The sequence below is a fragment of the Stenotrophomonas sp. VV52 genome (assembly GCF_002893095.1).
Classification (GTDB): domain Bacteria; phylum Pseudomonadota; class Gammaproteobacteria; order Xanthomonadales; family Xanthomonadaceae; genus Stenotrophomonas; species Stenotrophomonas aracearum.
This window is the reverse complement of sequence record NZ_PKQQ01000003.1, coordinates 139,913-155,670: the sequence shown is the minus strand read 5'-3', so window position 1 is coordinate 155,670 and position 15,758 is coordinate 139,913. Positions and strand designations below refer to the sequence as shown.

At 68.0% G+C, this 15,758-nt stretch carries 16 protein-coding genes and 1 tRNA gene; 10 read left to right on the top strand and 7 right to left on the bottom strand.

The features are described from left to right. Positions 1-15: 15 nt before the first annotated feature. From murB to C2U58_RS09190, 6 genes are read right to left on the bottom strand one after another with little or no spacing between them, the layout of a single operon-like run. Positions 16-1,065, bottom strand: a complete 1,050-nt coding sequence (gene murB, locus C2U58_RS09215) for a UDP-N-acetylmuramate dehydrogenase (protein ID WP_172448116.1) — start codon at positions 1,063-1,065, stop codon at positions 16-18. Further along, entirely contained in the window at positions 1,062-2,117 is a 1,056-nt protein-coding gene (locus C2U58_RS09210; RefSeq protein ID WP_102945592.1) for a quinone-dependent dihydroorotate dehydrogenase, read from the bottom strand. The genes murB and C2U58_RS09210 overlap by 4 nt, the downstream gene beginning before the upstream one ends. A 9-nt stretch (positions 2,118-2,126) precedes the next feature. Continuing rightward, positions 2,127-2,897: a class I SAM-dependent methyltransferase gene (locus C2U58_RS09205; RefSeq protein ID WP_102945591.1), complete on the bottom strand. Its 771-nt coding sequence runs from the start codon at positions 2,895-2,897 to the stop codon at positions 2,127-2,129. Positions 2,898-2,904: 7 nt separating this feature from the next. Further along, complete coding sequence (locus C2U58_RS09200; RefSeq protein WP_102945590.1) at positions 2,905-3,189, bottom strand: DUF4190 domain-containing protein; 285 nt, start codon at positions 3,187-3,189, stop codon at positions 2,905-2,907. Positions 3,190-3,241: 52 nt separating this feature from the next. Beyond that, positions 3,242-4,003, bottom strand: coding sequence for an SDR family oxidoreductase (locus C2U58_RS09195; RefSeq protein ID WP_102945589.1), 762 nt, complete (start codon positions 4,001-4,003; stop codon positions 3,242-3,244). Further along, the gene (locus C2U58_RS09190; RefSeq protein ID WP_102945588.1) at positions 4,000-5,532 is read right to left on the bottom strand and encodes an aldehyde dehydrogenase family protein; all 1,533 of its coding nucleotides are present in this window, start codon (positions 5,530-5,532) and stop codon (positions 4,000-4,002) included. The genes C2U58_RS09195 and C2U58_RS09190 overlap by 4 nt, the downstream gene beginning before the upstream one ends. Positions 5,533-5,700: 168 nt before the next feature. Here C2U58_RS09190 and kdsA point away from each other — a divergent pair, with 168 nt between their 5' ends. From kdsA to C2U58_RS09170, 4 genes are all read left to right on the top strand, one after another. After that, positions 5,701-6,546 (top strand): 3-deoxy-8-phosphooctulonate synthase, encoded by an 846-nt coding sequence (gene kdsA / locus C2U58_RS09185; protein WP_102945587.1) that lies wholly within the window; start codon positions 5,701-5,703, stop codon positions 6,544-6,546. A gap of 124 nt (positions 6,547-6,670) precedes the next feature. Beyond that, positions 6,671-6,747, top strand: a tRNA-Arg gene (locus tag C2U58_RS09180). A 533-nt stretch (positions 6,748-7,280) separates the two neighbouring features. Beyond that, the gene (locus C2U58_RS09175; protein ID WP_102945586.1) at positions 7,281-7,730 is read left to right on the top strand and encodes a PA2169 family four-helix-bundle protein; all 450 of its coding nucleotides are present in this window, start codon (positions 7,281-7,283) and stop codon (positions 7,728-7,730) included. A 154-nt stretch (positions 7,731-7,884) separates the two neighbouring features. Continuing rightward, the gene (locus C2U58_RS09170) at positions 7,885-8,172 is read left to right on the top strand and encodes a hypothetical protein (protein WP_084738920.1); all 288 of its coding nucleotides are present in this window, start codon (positions 7,885-7,887) and stop codon (positions 8,170-8,172) included. 6 nt (positions 8,173-8,178) lie between these two features. On the opposite strand, the gene C2U58_RS09165 is transcribed toward C2U58_RS09170, so the two are convergent. Further along, positions 8,179-8,655 carry a GNAT family N-acetyltransferase gene (locus tag C2U58_RS09165; protein ID WP_102945585.1) on the bottom strand — a complete coding sequence of 159 codons (477 nt, stop codon included), beginning with the start codon at positions 8,653-8,655 and terminating at the stop codon, positions 8,179-8,181. A 121-nt stretch (positions 8,656-8,776) separates the two neighbouring features. Between C2U58_RS09165 and C2U58_RS09160 the strand changes: the two genes are divergently transcribed. The 6 genes from C2U58_RS09160 (at position 8,777) to thrC (ending at position 15,654) form a co-directional block, all read left to right on the top strand. Further along, positions 8,777-9,505: an AraC family transcriptional regulator gene (locus C2U58_RS09160; RefSeq protein WP_102945584.1), complete on the top strand. Its 729-nt coding sequence runs from the start codon at positions 8,777-8,779 to the stop codon at positions 9,503-9,505. A 73-nt stretch (positions 9,506-9,578) separates the two neighbouring features. Continuing rightward, entirely contained in the window at positions 9,579-10,526 is a 948-nt protein-coding gene (locus tag C2U58_RS09155) for a DMT family transporter (RefSeq protein ID WP_102945583.1), read from the top strand. Between the two features lie 126 nt (positions 10,527-10,652). Continuing rightward, positions 10,653-10,790, top strand: coding sequence for a hypothetical protein (locus tag C2U58_RS20055; protein WP_172448115.1), 138 nt, complete (start codon positions 10,653-10,655; stop codon positions 10,788-10,790). Between the two features lie 87 nt (positions 10,791-10,877). Further along, on the top strand, positions 10,878-13,400 hold the full coding sequence (gene thrA, locus C2U58_RS09150; RefSeq protein ID WP_102945582.1) for a bifunctional aspartate kinase/homoserine dehydrogenase I: 2,523 nt from the start codon (positions 10,878-10,880) through the stop codon (positions 13,398-13,400). Then, positions 13,397-14,329: a homoserine kinase gene (locus tag C2U58_RS09145; RefSeq protein ID WP_253256697.1), complete on the top strand. Its 933-nt coding sequence runs from the start codon at positions 13,397-13,399 to the stop codon at positions 14,327-14,329. Before thrA ends, C2U58_RS09145 begins: the two co-directional genes overlap by 4 nt. 32 nt (positions 14,330-14,361) lie before the next feature. Next, positions 14,362-15,654 carry a threonine synthase gene (thrC, locus tag C2U58_RS09140; RefSeq protein WP_102945580.1) on the top strand — a complete coding sequence of 431 codons (1,293 nt, stop codon included), beginning with the start codon at positions 14,362-14,364 and terminating at the stop codon, positions 15,652-15,654. Positions 15,655-15,758 lie beyond the last annotated feature (104 nt).

Here is a 15,758-nt window from a genome sequence, read left to right as displayed (position 1 = left end):
GGGCACGCGGCGCGGTCACCACTGTGCGCCGATCAGGCGCGGCTCCGGTTCGATCGGTACGCCGAACTTCTCCAGCACCGACGCGGAAATGCGCCGCGCCAGCGCCAGCAGCTCCGCACCGGTGGCTGTGCCATGGTTGACCAGCACCAGCGCGTGCTGCGGCGACACGCCGGCGTCGCCCTCGCGGAAGCCTTTCCAGCCGCACGCCTCGATCAGCCACGCGGCCGACAGCTTGCGACGGTTGTCCTGGTCGGCCGGGTACACCGGCAGCTCGGGGAACTGCTGCAGCAGCACGTCCACCTGTTCCAGCGGCAGCACCGGGTTCTTGAAGAAGCTGCCGGCGTTGCCGAGCACGTCCGGGTCCGGCAGCTTGCGCCGACGGATCGCGATCACCGCATTGGCCACGTCAGCCGCGACCGGCAGCTCCACGCCCATCGCCTGCATTTCCTCGGCGATGCCGGCATAACCCAGGCGCAGGTCGTGCAGCAGCGGCAGGCGCAGTTCGATGGCGGTGATCAGGTAGCGGTCGGGCGCGTGCTTGAACACGCTGTCGCGGTAGCCGAACGCGCAGGCCTCGGCATCGAAGCGCACCCATTCGCCGGTCTCGCGATCCCAGGCCTCCACCGCCTGGATGAACTCGTCGACCTGCACGCCGTAGGCACCGATGTTCTGGATCGGCGCGGCACCGCAGGTGCCGGGAATCAGCGCCAGGTTTTCAAGCCCGGACAGTCCGTTCTGCAGCGACCACATCACCAGGCCATGCCAGTTGACCCCGGCACCGGCGCGGACCACGGTGTAGTCAGCCCGATGCTCCAGTTCTTCGATGCTGCGGTTGGCAAACACCAGCACGGTACCGGGCACGTTGTCGGCGAGCAGCACGTTGCTGCCGCTGCCCAGCACCAGCAGCGGCTTGCCCGCGACGCGCGGATGGGCCAGCACGTCGGGCAGCAGGCTCGGGTCGTGCAGTTCCAGCAACTGTTCGGCGCTGGCATCGACGTGGAAGGTGTTGAGGGCCTTCAGCGAGGCATTTTCGGTCAGCGACCAGGCAGGCATTGCAGTACTCACAGGGGGGCCACCGCGCCGCGGCTGGGGGCTTCGCGACGACGGCGGATGGCCTCGACGCAGTCATGCACCAGGGCGGGGCCCCGGAAGATCAGGCCGCTGTAGCACTGCACCAGCGCCGCACCGGCGGCCATTTTGGCTACGGCGTCGGCACCGGACTGGATGCCACCGACACCGATCAACGGGGTGGATTCGGGCAGGCGCGCGCGCAGGCGTCGCAGCACCAGGGTGGACTGGCCCAGCAGCGGCGCGCCGGACAGGCCGCCGGCTTCGCTGGCCCGCGGATCGCCGGCCACCGCGCTGCGGTCGATGGTGGTGTTGGTGGCGATCACGCCGTCGACCTTCAGTTCGCCGAGCACGCGCGCGGCGGCGTCGATGTCGCGGTCGCTCAGGTCCGGGGCGACCTTGACCAGCATCGGCACGCGCTTGCCATGTTTGGCCGCCAGTGCTTCCTGGCTTTCGCGCAGCTGCGAGACCAGCTGGCGCAATGCGGTTTCTTCCTGCAGTTCGCGCAGGCCGGCGGTGTTGGGCGAGGAGATGTTGACGGTGATGTAGTCGGCCAGCGGATACACCTTCTGCAGGCAGTGCTGGTAATCGTCGAACGCCTGCTCGTTGGGGGTGTCCTTGTTCTTGCCGATGTTGATGCCCAGCAGGCCGTCGCGCCGCTGCGCGCGTTCCACATTGCGCACCAGCGCATCCACGCCCTGGTTGTTGAAGCCCATGCGGTTGATGATCGCCTGGTGCGCAGGCAGCCGGAACAGGCGCGGCTTCGGGTTGCCTTCCTGCGGACGCGGGGTGATGGTGCCGATCTCCACGAAGCCGAAGCCGAGCGCGAACAGCGCGTCGATGTGTTCGCCGTTCTTGTCCAGGCCGGCGGCCAGGCCGACCGGATTGGGGAAGCGCAGGCCGAATGCGTTGGTCGGCAGCGGGGCAGGGCGGCGCGCCACCAGCGGCGTGGTGCCGGTGCGATAGGCGAGTTCCAGCGCACTCAGGCCCAGGCCGTGGGCGCGCTCGGCGTCCAGCGAAAACAGGAAGGGTCGGGCAAGCGAGTACATGGCGTCCAGTCAGTCCAGCGTGCCGACGAAGGCACGGGTTTGGTATTCAAAAGCAATTTTGCCATCCACCGCATGCGCGTCGAACAGCTGCTGCAGCGCCTCCAGCATCGGCGCGTGGCGGGGGTGTCCCGGCGGGGGCGCATACGAGGACGACAGCAGGCGGCCACGCAGGCCATCGGCGTCCATGGTCTGCGTGTTCGGGAACTGCGCGATGCCGCGCAGGCCGTCGCCGAACCACGCACGCATGGTGTCATCATCCTGGTAGCGCTCGGCCACCTCGGTGTAGTCGGTCCCGAACTCCAGCAGCAGCTGCTCGTAGCCGACCAGGAACGGCGAGGCGTCAAGCAGGCGCGAATTCCAGAACACCAGTGCCATCCCGCCCGGATGCAGGATGCGCGACCATTCGCGGCGCACGGCGGTGGTGTCGAACCAGTGGAAGGCCTGTGCGGCGCTGACCAGCCCGACGCTGTCGTCGGCCAGGGTGGTGGCTTCGGCGGTGCCGTCCACCAGTTTCAGGCGCAGGTACTCATGCGCCAGCAACGCCTCGGCCGCCTCGCGCATCGGCGCGTTGGGCTCGACCGCGATCACCGGGTGGCCGCTGGCCAGGAACAGCCGGGTGGAAATGCCAGTGCCGGCACCGATGTCGGCCACCAGGGTCTCGGTCGGCACGCCGATCTCGCGGTGCAGCCAGTCCAGCAGCGCCGGCGGGTAATCGGGACGGTAGCGCACGTAATCGGCTACGCGGTTGGTGAAACGTCCGGTGGGATCCGATCCGCTCATGGGCACCTCACGACTGCAGGGAAACGAACCAGGCCAGGCCACCGAAGAACATGAGGATGGCGAGCACGGCCAGCACGCTGCCGATCACCACCACCCAGCCCATGATCAGGCCGGCCAGTGCCAGGCCGTCGCCTTCCAGCTCCAGCGGGCGGCGCCGGATTTCGGCGCGGGCCATGTGCCCGGTGATGATGGCCACCACGCTGCCAAGGAAGGGAAGGGCGGTCCAGCCGAGGATGCCGGCGATCAGGCTGATCAGGGCCATCGGGCTGGTTTGACGCGGCGGAAGGCTCATGCGGCTCCTGGGGGATGGGGCGGACAAGGGAATGATAGGGCCAGAGCCGACGTTATCCCATCAAGACCTGCCCACCATCGACATTCAAGGTATGGCCGGTGATCCAGCGGGCCAGTGGCGAGCACAGGAACAGGGCCGCGTCGGCGACCTCCTGTGGGTGGCCGAAGCGGCCGAACGGGATCTTGGCCAGGGTGCCGTGGTACAGCGCCGGGTCTTCGCTGCGGCGGCGCGCCCACAACCCGTCCTCGAACTCGATCGAGCCTGGGGCGATGGCGTTGACGCGGATCCGATGCGGGGCCAGCGCCAGGGCCTGCGAGGTGGTGTAGTGCATCAGCGCCGCCTTGGCAGCGCCATAAGGCGCCGCACCGGGGCGCGGTTGCTGCGCGGCGATCGAGGCCAGGTTGAGGATGCAGGCGTCGCGGGACTGCTGCAGCCAGGGCAGGGCCAGCCGCGAGGCGCGTACGGCCGACATCAGGTCCACGCCCAGGCTGGCTTCCCAGCCGGCCTCGTCATCGGACATGCCGTAGCCGGTGGCATTGTTGATCAGGATGTCGATGCCGCCCAGCGCCTTGGCGGCGCTGGCCAGCCAGCGTTCGATGTCGTCCAGCCGGGCCAGGTCGGCCGTTTCGGTGTGGATCGGGAGGCCCAGCGCGGCAGCGTCATCGCGCAGTGCGGCCAGGCCCGCTTCGCCGCGGGCACAGACCGACACCGCCGCGCCAGCCGAGGCAAAGGCCAGCGCCATGGCGCGGCCGATGCCCTTGCTGCCGCCGGCCACCAGTACCCGGCGGCCGTTGAAGTCCAGCGCGTGGCTCACAGGTCGAACTTGATGCCCTGGGCCAGCGGCAGCGAATCGGAGTAGTTGATGGTGTTGGTCTGGCGGCGCATGTAGACCTTCCAGGCATCCGAACCGGACTCGCGGCCACCGCCGGTGTCCTTCTCGCCACCGAACGCACCGCCGATCTCCGCACCCGAGGTGCCGATGTTGACGTTGGCGATGCCGCAGTCCGAACCGGCCGCCGAAAGGAAGCGCTCGGCGGTCTTGAGGTTGGTGGTGAAGATCGACGAGGACAGGCCCTGCGGCACGCCGTTCTGCATGTCGATGGCTTCGTCCAGGGTGCTGTACTTCATCACGTACAGGATCGGCGCGAAGGTTTCGTGCTGCACCACTTCGTCGCTGTTCTTCAGCCCGGTCACGATGGCCGGCAGCACGAAGTTGCCGGCGCGGTCGATGCGCGTGCCGCCGGTTTCCACGGTGCCGCCGCTGGCCTTGGCCTTCTCGATGGAGGCCAGGAACTGCTGCACGGCGCCGTCGCTGTTGAGCGGGCCCATCAGGTTGGCCGGGTCGGTCGGGTCGCCGATCTTGCCTTCGACCTGCTTGTACGCCTTGATCAGCGTGGCCAGCACGTCGTCGTGGATGGATTCGTGCACGATCAGGCGGCGGGTGGTGGTGCAGCGCTGGCCGGCGGTGCCGACCGCACCGAACACGATGCCCGGGATGGCCAGCTTCAGGTCGGCGGTTTCGTCGAGGATGATCGCGTTGTTGCCGCCCAGTTCGAGCAGGCAGCGGCCCAGGCGATGGGCGACCTTTTCGGCGACCTGGCGGCCGACCTGGGTCGAACCGGTGAAGCTGATCAGCGGCACGCGCTTGTCGGCCACCATCTTCTCCGACAGTGCCGTGCCGGCGTCGTTGATCAGGAAGAAGATGTCCGGGAAGCCGGCGCCGCGCAGCGCGTCATTGCAGATCTTCATCGAGGCGATTGCGGTCAGCGGAGTCTTGTTGGACGGCTTCCACAGGCACACGTCGCCGCAGATCGCAGCCAGGAACGAGTTCCAGGCCCACACCGCAACGGGGAAGTTGAACGCGCTGATGATGCCGACCAGGCCGAGCGGCTGGTACTGCTCGTACATGCGGTGGCCGGGGCGCTCGGAATGCATGGTGTAGCCGTACAGCATGCGGCTCTGGCCCACGGCGAAGTCGGCGATGTCGATCATCTCCTGCACTTCGCCGTCGCCTTCCGGCTTGCTCTTGCCCATTTCCAGCGCAACCAGCGAACCCAGCGCATCCTTGTTGGCGCGCAGCGCTTCGCCGCACAGGCGCACGGCTTCGCCACGGCGCGGTGCCGGGGTGGTGCGCCACACCTTGAAGGCTTCCTGGGCGCGCGCAACGATGGTGTCGTAGTCGGCGTCGGTGGTGGCGTACACCTGGGCGATGGCTTCACCGGTGGTCGGATTGACCGGGGTGATCACGCCGGCGTCGGTGGCGGTGGACCACTCGCCGTTGCCGAGGTAGGTGCCAGCGTTGGTCGCGTCGAGGCCGAGCGCCTTGAGCAGGTCAGAGGACATGCAAACTCCTGTTGCGGATCGAAAAGGGCGCAGCCGCTGGCAGGGTGGGGGATGCGGCATGCAGACCCGTCATTCTATCAGGACGCCCGCCGGGGCATTGCCGCAACGCCACACGACCGGGCCGGGGCCGCTACAATTGCGGTCATTGTTCGCCCCCCAGGAATCTGAATGAACGTTACCGTTGCAGAAGGCGTCGTCGTCGGGAACCGACTCCCGTTCGTGCTGTTTGGCGGCCTGAACGTGCTTGAGGACCTGGACTCGACCCTGCACGCGGCCGAGCAGTTCACCACGGTCACCCGCAAGCTGGGCATTCCGTACGTGTTCAAGGCCTCCTTCGACAAGGCCAACCGTTCGTCGATCAAGTCCTACCGTGGCGTGGGCCTGGACGAAGGGTTGCGCATCTTCGAAGAGGTCAAGCGCCAGTTCGGCATCCCGGTCATCACCGACGTGCACGAAGTCGCCCAGGCCGCCCCGGTGGCCGAAGTGGTCGACGTGCTGCAGATTCCGGCATTCCTGGCGCGCCAGACCGACCTGGTGGTGGCCATCGCCGAAACCGGCCGCGCGGTCAACATCAAGAAGCCGCAATTCCTCAGCCCCACGCAGATCAAGCACATCGTGTCCAAGATCCGCGAGGCCGGCAACGAGAACATCATCCTGTGCGAGCGCGGTTCGCAGTTCGGCTATGACAACCTGGTCGTGGACATGCTGGGCTTCCGCGAAATGATCGAATCCACCGGCGGCCTGCCGGCGATCTTCGACGTCACCCACAGCCTGCAGCGCCGCGACGCTGGCAGCGAAGCCTCCGGTGGCCGCCGCCGCCAGGTCGCCGAACTGGCCCGTTCGGGCATGGCACTCGGCCTGGCCGGCCTGTTCCTGGAAGCCCACCGCGACCCCGACCACGCGCGCTGCGACGGCCCCAGCGCCCTGCCGCTGAGCGCGCTGGAACCGTTCCTGGCCCAGATCAAGGCCGTGGACGAGCTGGTCAAGGGCTTCGCGGAGCTGGATATCCGCTGAGGCGAAAGGCCCTGCGCGGCGGGATCGGCCTTGGTCCCGTCGCTGAATGTGGGTATCCTTCACACCTGCCTGCATGCAACGTGCAGGCGGTCAGCGGACAGGCAACGCGCCTGGACTGCTCATTGGCCCCGTAGCTCAGCTGGATAGAGCGTCCCCCTCCTAAGGGGAAGGTCGCCCGTTCGAATCGGGCCGGGGTCACCAACATGCCGTGCACGCAATCCTCGCCGAAGATTGACGGCCATCCTGTCAACGTGGTCATAACGCCGTTGTGCAGGACCCCCGCATGTCTCTCGTCGCTACTCGACTTGAATTCCCTTGGCAGCCCACTTCGCAGGTGCCTGCACCCGAACCGGAGCCTGCAGCACCGGAGCCGCCGGTGGAAACACCGCCGCCGGGCGAGCCGCCAGTGACGGAGCCGCCGAGTGAAGTTCCTCCGGAGCGCGACCCATCCCCCGACCGTCCTCCATTGGAAGCGCCTGTGCCTGAGAGGCCACGCTGAATCCGATTTCCACTCTACGCCGCACTCGTTGCGGCGTTTGTTTTTGTGGCGCGGGTAGTCGTGCGCGTGATGGCATCGTCATAGCGTGGATACGCCTCGAAAACACCCTTTTTTCGCAGCGCAGACATCACTTAACGCTGCACTTTAAAGGTCACGCCGACTTCATTCCGGATGCGGAAAAGTGCATCCACCCCGACACGGGTCATCCAGAATTTTTTACCAGGAGTAGAAATCAGTGAGCACCGAATCCAAGACCGCGCACACCCTCAATGACCTGATCGAAATCGCTCGTGACGGCAAGGACTTCTACACCGAAGCCGCCGGCAAGGTGAAAGACGCCGAGCTGTCCTCGCTGTTTACCCGCATCGCCGGCGTCAAGGCCGAGATCGTCAATGCGCTGAGCAGCACCGTGCTCGCCACGGGTGGCAAGCCGGCCGAGCACGGCACCATGGTCGGCTCCATGCAGCAGTTCTACGGGAAGGTCCGCGCCACCTTGGGCGACACCCAGTACGGGTACGTGGCCGAGCTGGAGGAGTCCGAAGACCGACTGCTGAAGGCGTTCAAGGACACCCTGAACGACAACGACACCCCGCCGGCCGCGCGCCAGGAAGTCACCCGCCTGCTGCCGTCGGTGCAGGAAACGCATGAAGTCATGCGCGCCCGCAAGCACGCCATGAAGCATTGATCGAGAGGCGGGCGGCCCCACGCCGCCCCGCCTGTCGGGCGCCCCGGTTCAGCCGGGGCGTCTGCGTTTCCGGCCCGTTCCGCCTTCCAGACCCCGGCGTACGGCACCTGCGGATATGGTGCATACTGGATTTTCGATATCGCTGGGAATACACATGGAACACATGCGTTGGCTCACGCTTCGTCTTGGCAACAACCAGTCCATCGGACCGCAGGTGCTGTTGAATCTGTGGTCCAACGCGTGCGAGACGAACCAGTCGTCTGTGACCCGTGACAAACCGGTGGGTCGCTCCACCGCGTACGCGCTGCATGCGCCTACGTCATTGGCTTATCCCAAGCGCGCGGAGCTGCGCATGCGCAAGCTGCTTGAAGAAGCCGGCTACACCTTCACCATGGGCTCGCTGGCCGACCGCCCGGCGCCACAGCCGGTGCGATTCCGCTGAAGCGGTTCAGCCCGCCACCGGCAGTACCCGGCGCATGATCCGGACCGGCACGCCGGTGCGATGCGTCTGCCGCTCGAGCGGTTCCCAACCCAACCGCCTGTACAGTCCACCATCATCGTGCTCGGTCTGCAGGAACACTTCTCGCACACCGTAGCCGCGCGCTTTCTGCATCAACGTTTCGATCATCTCGCTGGCCAGGTCATGGCCGCGGTGTTCCGGCGTGACGAACACGCCGCCCAGCCAGTGCAGCCGCTGCGGGTGCTCGGTGCGTTCGTGGAATTTCAGCTGCGCGGCGGCAATGGGCGTGTCGTCCTGCATGGCCATGAGCAGCATCGGCAGCTCGTTGTCGTGCAGGAACACCTCCAGCCGCTGTTGCTCGTCATCGAAGGTGTGCCCGGGCACGCGGGCGCCCCAGGTATCGAAGTACCAGTGCGCGACCGTGGGCATCAACTGCGGGGCCTGGCTCAGGGTCAGGAACTTCATTGAGTACTCCCTGTACAGAACGTCGGGTGTTCCGGCGCGACAGGCCCGTTATACCACCCACCCCTTGGGCCTCTACCGTGACGCGTTGCAGGTTTCTGCAACCGCGCGCAGACTGCGCAGCATGTCTTCACCTGCTTTCAACCTTCGCCAGTATGGCCGCGCGTCCAGCGTGGACCGCCACGCCTTCGCGCAGTGGGTGGTGCCGGTGCGCGGTGAACTGGCGTTCGAGCTGGAAGGGCGGGGCGCGCGGCTGGATCTGCTGCAGGGCGCGTTTGTCGCGCCGATGGCCGGGCACGCACAGACCGCCTCGGACGACGACCGTTTCCTGATCGTCGACTGCCCGGCCGAAATGTTCGATGACGACACCTTGGAGTGCCTGCAGCGACAGCCGGTGTTGGCGCTTCCGGCTCGGGTGCGCAGCATGGCGCAGCGCCTGGGTACCGTGGTGGGCGAACAGGTGGAGGCGACGTTCGTGCAGGCGGAGCTGCCCGGGTTGCTGCAGGCGTTTTCGCTGGCAGGCAGCGCCACCCGGTTGCAGGCGGTGTGCGCGCGCATCGAAGCGAATCCGGGCCAAGCCTGGCCCGTGGAGCGCATCGCAGGCGAAGTGGGGGTCAGCGGCAGCCGCCTGCATGCCCTGTTCCGGCAGGCGTTCGGGCTCAGTCCGCAGGCCTGGTTGAGCGGCAGCCGGCTGCGCTGGGCCCGGGGTCGGCTGGCGGACAGCGATGTCCCGATCGCCGCCATCGCCCAGCACGCCGGGTACTCCGAACAGAGTGCGCTGACCCGCGCCCTGCGCCGGGAATGGGGCATGACCCCGGCCGACTACCGCCGCCGCTTTCGCCACCCGCAGTAGCCTGGGTCAAGAACGCCAGCGTGCCGATCCCTACACTGGGGCGAACTTTCTGCTGCCGGGCGCGTGACCCCTGATGAATCGTTCGATGGGCGTGGGTATCGCCAACGGTATTGCCGCCGGTGCGTTGTGGGGCGTGGTGTTCCTGGCGCCGGCGGTGCTGAGCCACTTCAGCGCGGTGCAGCTGTCGGCCGGGCGCTACCTGGTCTACGGCCTGATCGCCGTTGTGCTGCTCGCACCCCGCTGGCGCGAGCTGCGCCAGCGCATCGGCATGGCCGAATGGCGCGGGCTGCTGTGGCTGAGCCTGGCCGGCAACCTGGTGTATTTCGTGCTGCTGGCCAAGGCCGTGCAGTGGGCGGGCGGGGCGGCCGCGTCGCTGATCGTGGGCCTGATCCCGGTAGTGGTGACCGTGGCGGGAGTGCGCGAACAGGGCGCGGTACCACTGCGCCAGCTGGCGCCGGCCCTGCTGCTGTGCCTGGTCGGGGTCACGCTGGTCGGGTATGAGGCGATGCAGTCCGAACACGCGCAGGGCACGGCCAACCAGCGGCTGTTCGGCCTGCTGTGCGCGATCGGGGCGTTGTTCTCGTGGGCGGTGTATTCGATCGGCAACAGCCGCTGGCTGGCCCGACGGCCGGACTTGTCCGGGCACGACTGGTCGCTGCTGACCGGGGTCACCACCGGCGCGCTGGCGTTGCTGCTGGTGCCCAGCGCGTTCTTCGTGCGTGGGCCGGCACATGCACCGGTCGACTGGCTGTGGTTCTGGGTGATCAGTGCCGGCGTCGCGGTGGTGGCGTCCGTAGTGGGCAACGCCTGCTGGAACCGGGCCAGCCGCAACCTGCCGTTGACCCTGACCGGCCAGATGATCGTGTTCGAAACGTTGTTCGCGCTGCTGTACGGCTTCGCCTGGCAGCAGCGCTGGCCCACGCAGATGGAAAGCCTGGCCATCGTCTGCCTGATCTCCGGCGTGCTGCTGTGTGCCCACGCGCACCGGCCGCCACGTGCGGTGGCCGAACACGCTGGCTGAGTCCGTTGCGCGGCCTGGATGGTCACATTCGCAACTTTTTGCCGGACGATATCCGCTGATCGACGCATTCGGCTTTTTGCAGTGCAGCACTTGACAAGCGGTGCGTCGGCGTAGTTTTCTTGGCCCATGGTCCTTGCCGCCGCCACCGCCGAACTGCTTGCCACTGCCGCCCACGGCAGCGGTTGCAGCGCCGCGCCGGCCACCGGTACCACCACGATTACCACCGTCACCACTCGCCTGGTGCGGCCCGTCGTCTTCGCGTAATTTCCGAACACAACGGCCCCGCACCAGACCAGGTTGCGGGGACTCTCCTTCAGCCTGAATGACGCGGGGCCTCGAATCGAGGTCAGCATGTCCATCGTCGCCGCTTCACCCGATGCCGCTGCATCGCCAGCACCGTCCTCTCCGCTGCAGGCCGCCACCGCCACCGTGGTGCACAAGTTCGGCGGCACTTCCGTGGCCGACGCCGACCGTTACCGCCACGTGGCGCAGTTGCTGCTTGCGCGCGATGAAGCGATGCAGGTCACCGTCGTTTCTGCGATGAAAGGCGTCACCGACGCGCTGATCGCACTGGCCGGCGCGGCTGCGGACAATGCTCCACAGTGGCGCGACGACTGGCACGACCTGCGTGCACGCCACCGGGGCGCGGCGGTGGCGCTGCTCGGCGAACATGCCGGCGAGACCGTGGAATGGCTGGATGCGCGTTTCGATCACCTGGCCGAAGTGCTCGGTGCGCTGGCGGTGATCGGGGAGCTGCCGGCCGAAGTACTCGACCGCGTGCAGGGCCTGGGCGAGGTCTATTCCGCGCATCTGCTGGGCCACTACCTGCGCAGCATCGGCGAGGACTGCGCGGTGCTGGACGCGCGCGAAGTGCTGGTGGTAGACCGTGGCGAACTCGGCGTGGACGTGGACTGGGTGCAGAGCGCGCAGCGGCTGGCGCGCTGGCGCGAGGCCAACAGCGCAGCGCGCGTGGTGGCGACCGGCTTCGTGGCGCGCGACCGTCGCGACCGCGTGACCACGCTGGGGCGCAACGGCAGCGACTACTCCGGCGCGATCTTCGCCGCCCTGTTCAATGCCGACGAACTGCATATCTGGACCGACGTGGACGGCGTGCTCTCGGCCGATCCGCGCGTGGTGCCCGAAGCGGTGCAGCTGGAAGCGCTGAGCTACGACGAAGCCTGCGAGCTGGCCTACTTCGGCGCCAAGGTGGTGCACCCGCAGACCATGTCGCCGGCGATCGAGCGCGGACTGCCCATCATCATCCGCAACACCTTCCACCCCGACCATCCCGGCACCCGCATCACCGCCGAACGCACCCCCTCGGGCCCGATCAAGGGGCTGACCCTCAGCGCCGACCTGGCCCTGCTCAACCTGGAAGGCACCGGTCTGATCGGCGTGCCGGGCACGGCCGAACGCGTGTTCGCGGCGCTGCGCAACGCGCATGTGTCGGTGGTGATGATCTCGCAGGGCTCATCGGAGCATTCGATCTGCTGCGTGGTGCGCCAGGCCGAAGCGCAGCGGGCGCGCGATGCATTGCTGCACGCCTTCGCGCATGAACTGAGCCTGGGCCAGGTGCAGCGCGTGCAGCTCACCGACAACGTCAGCGTGCTGGCCGCGGTGGGCGACGGCATGGCCGGGCAGCCCGGCGTGGCCGCGCGCCTGTTCGAGTCGCTGGGGCGCGCGCAGGTGAACATCCTGGCGATCGCGCAGGGTTCGTCCGAACGCAACATTTCGGTGGCGGTGGACAGCCGCCATGCGACCAAGGCGCTGCGTGCCGCGCACGCTGGATTCTGGCTGTCGCCGCAGACGTTCTCGGTGGGCGTGATCGGTCCTGGCAATGTAGGCGCAGCGCTGCTGGACCAGTTGCTGGCCGCGCAACCCACGCTGCTGACCCGTGCCAACGTCGACCTGCGGCTGCGTGCAGTGGCCTCGCGCAGCCGCATGCGGCTGGATGCGCGCGGCGTGTCCGGCGACTGGCGCGCTGCCCTGGCCGGCGAGGCGCAGGCGACCGATCTCGACGAGTTCACCGACCATCTGCTGTCGGCGCACCTGCCGCACGCGTTGATCATCGACTGCAGCGGCAGCGCTGATGTGGCCGACCGCTATGCCGGCTGGCTGCAGGCGGGCATCCATGTGGTGACGCCGAACAAACAGGCCGGCGCCGGTCCGCTGCCTCGCTACCACGCCATCCGCGACGCGGCGGCGGCCAGCGGTGCACGCTTCCGCTATGAGGCGACGGTGGGCGCCGGCTTGCCGGTGATCACCACGCTGCGCGACCTGGTCGACACCGGCGATGAGCTACTCGCCATCGATGGCATCTTCTCCGGCACGCTGGCCTGGCTGTTCAACAAGTACGACGGCCAGGTGCCGTTCTCCGAACTGGTCGCGCAGGCGCGCGGCATGGGCTACACCGAGCCGGATCCGCGCGATGACCTGTCCGGCGTGGACGTTGCGCGCAAGCTGGTGATCCTGGCGCGTGAAGCGGGGCGCGAGCTGAGCCTGGAACAGGTCACGGTGGAAAGCCTGGTGCCCGAAGCGCTGCGCGCGGGCAGCGTGGACGGCTTCATGGCGGGGCTGGATTCGGTGGATGCGGTGTTTGCCGAGCGTCTTTCCGGGGCGCGCGCACGCGGTGCGGTGCTGCGTTACGTGGCGCGCCTGTCGGCCGATGCCGCGCAGGTGGGACTGGTCGAGCTGCCGGCCGACCACGCCTTCGCCAACCTGCGTTTGACCGACAACGTGGTGCAATTCACCACGCGCCGTTACTGCGAGAACCCGCTGGTGGTGCAGGGGCCGGGCGCCGGTCCGGAGGTCACTGCCGCCGGTGTGTTTGCCGACGTGCTGCGGGTCGCCGCCGGTGAAGGAGCGCGCCTGTGAGCGATGCAGTGCAAGGGCAGGCGCGTGCGTTCTCGCCGGCCTCGGTGGGCAACGTCGCGGTGGGCTTCGACATCCTCGGCCATGTCATCGCTGGGGTGGGCGATACGGTGACGGTGCGCCGCACGCAGGCACCGGGCGTACGCATCCTCGCGATCCGTGGCACCACCGTGGACCTGCCGTTGGAAGCGGCCGAGAACACGGCGGGTGCGGCGCTGTTGGCACTGTGCGATGCGCTTGCGCTGCCCTTCGGCTTCGAGCTTGAAATCGACAAGGGCATCGCACTGGGTTCGGGCATGGGCGGATCGGCGGCGTCGTGCGTGGCCGCGCTGGTGGCGGCCAATGCGCTGTTGGACGCGCCGCTTTCGCGTGAGGCGCTGTACCCGTTCGCGTTGACCGGCGAAGCGGTGGCCAGCGGCGGCCGGCACGGCGACAACCTGGGGCCGATGCTGCTGGGCGGGCTGGTGCTGAGTACGGCCGACCGGCTCGTGCCGATTCCGGTGCCCGCGCACTGGCACAGCCTACTGGTGCATCCGGACGCGGTACTGGAAACCCGCCGTGCGCGCGCCGCGCTGCAGGGTAGCTACGCGTTGCCGGAGTTCGTCGCGCAGAGCGCGAACCTCGCGCTGGTGCTCAGCGGGTGCTTCCGGGGCGACGCGGACCTGGTCCGCGCCGGCCTGCGCGACGTGCTGGTGGAACCGCGCCGCGCCGGGTTGATCGTGGGCTTCGCGGCCGCCCGCGACGCGGCGCTGGCCGCCGGTGCGCTGGGCGCCAGCATCTCCGGTGCCGGGCCGAGCGTGTTTGCCTGGTTTGACAGCGAAGCGGCGGCACGGGCGGCGCAGGCGGCGGTGCAGGGCGCATTTGCCGACGCGGGGTTCGACAGCCAGGCCTGGGTTTCTCCGTTGAACGCGCCCGGCGCCTGCCTGTTGTGAGCGCGGCTTCCTTACTCTTTTCAGGACCTTCCATGCATTTTGTTTCCACCCGACACGCGGCACCGGCCGCCACCCTCAGTGCGGCGATTGCGTCCGGTCTGGCGCCCGACGGTGGGCTGCATGTACCCGAACAGCGTCCGCAGCCGCAGCGTTGGCATGAGCAGGGCAGCCTGGCGCGTGATGCCGAGGCCGTGCTGGCGCCGTTCTTTGCCGGCGATGCGCTGGCACCGCAGCTGGGTGCGTTGTGCGAGGAAGCGTTCAACTTCCCGGCACCGCTGCGGGCGCTGTCCACCCCGGGCGACCATGTGCTGGAGCTCTTCCACGGGCCCACGGCGGCGTTCAAGGATTTCGGTGCGCGCTTCCTCGCCGCCAGCCTGGCGCAGCTGCAGCGCGACCGGGCGCAGGAACTGACCATCGTGGTCGCGACCTCGGGCGACACCGGCGCCGCGGTGGCCGCCGCGTTCCACCAGCAGCCCGGCATCCGGGTGGTGGTGCTGTACCCGGACGGGCGCGTCTCGCCCCGCCAGGCGCACCAGCTGGGCTGCTTCGGCGACAACATCCAGGCACTGCGCGTGGCCGGGTCGTTCGACGACTGCCAGGCGATGGTGAAGCAGGCATTGGGCGACCGCGAACTGCAGGCGCAGGTACCGCTGAGTTCGGCCAACAGCATCAGCCTGGGCCGCTGGCTGCCGCAGATGAGTTACTACGCGCATGCGGCGCTGGGCCATCACGCCGCCACCGGCGAGGTCCTGAACCTGGTGGTGCCGACCGGCAACCTGGGCAATGCGATGGCGGCGGTGCTGGCGCGATCCATGGGCCTGCCGCTGGGGCAGATCGCGTTGGCGACCAATGCCAATGACGTGCTGCCCCGGTTCTTCGAGGGTCAGGCGTATCGTCCGCAGGACAGTGTGGCCACCCTGGCCAATGCGATGGACGTCGGTGCGCCGAGTAATTTCGAGCGGCTGCGTTGGTTGTATCAGGAGGACGATGAAGCGTTGCGTGCCGGGTTCCGTACCGCATCGGTGAATGATGCGGAGATCCGCGAGGTGATCGCGCGCCGTTACGCATCGGCAGGCGAGGTGTTCTGCCCGCACACGGCGACGGCGGTGAAGCTGCTCGAACAGCTGCGTGCGGAAGGCGTGCAGGGTGATTGGGCGGTGGCGGCCACCGCGCATCCAGCCAAGTTCGAGTCGGTGGTGGAGCCGCTGATTGGTCACAGCATCGAGGTGCCGCCTGCGTTGGCGGATCTGCTGAAGCGTCCTGCGCATGCGGAACCGTGCGCGCCGCATTACGCGGCGTTGCGCGAGCGGCTCCGGAACGTCTAAACGCCGGAGAGTTGAATGTGAGCGATGCAAGTGCGGTTTCGGACGCTCGAGCCGCGCTGCGCGCGGTGTCCGGCCAGCGGCCGGACCTACGAATTGTTACGTAA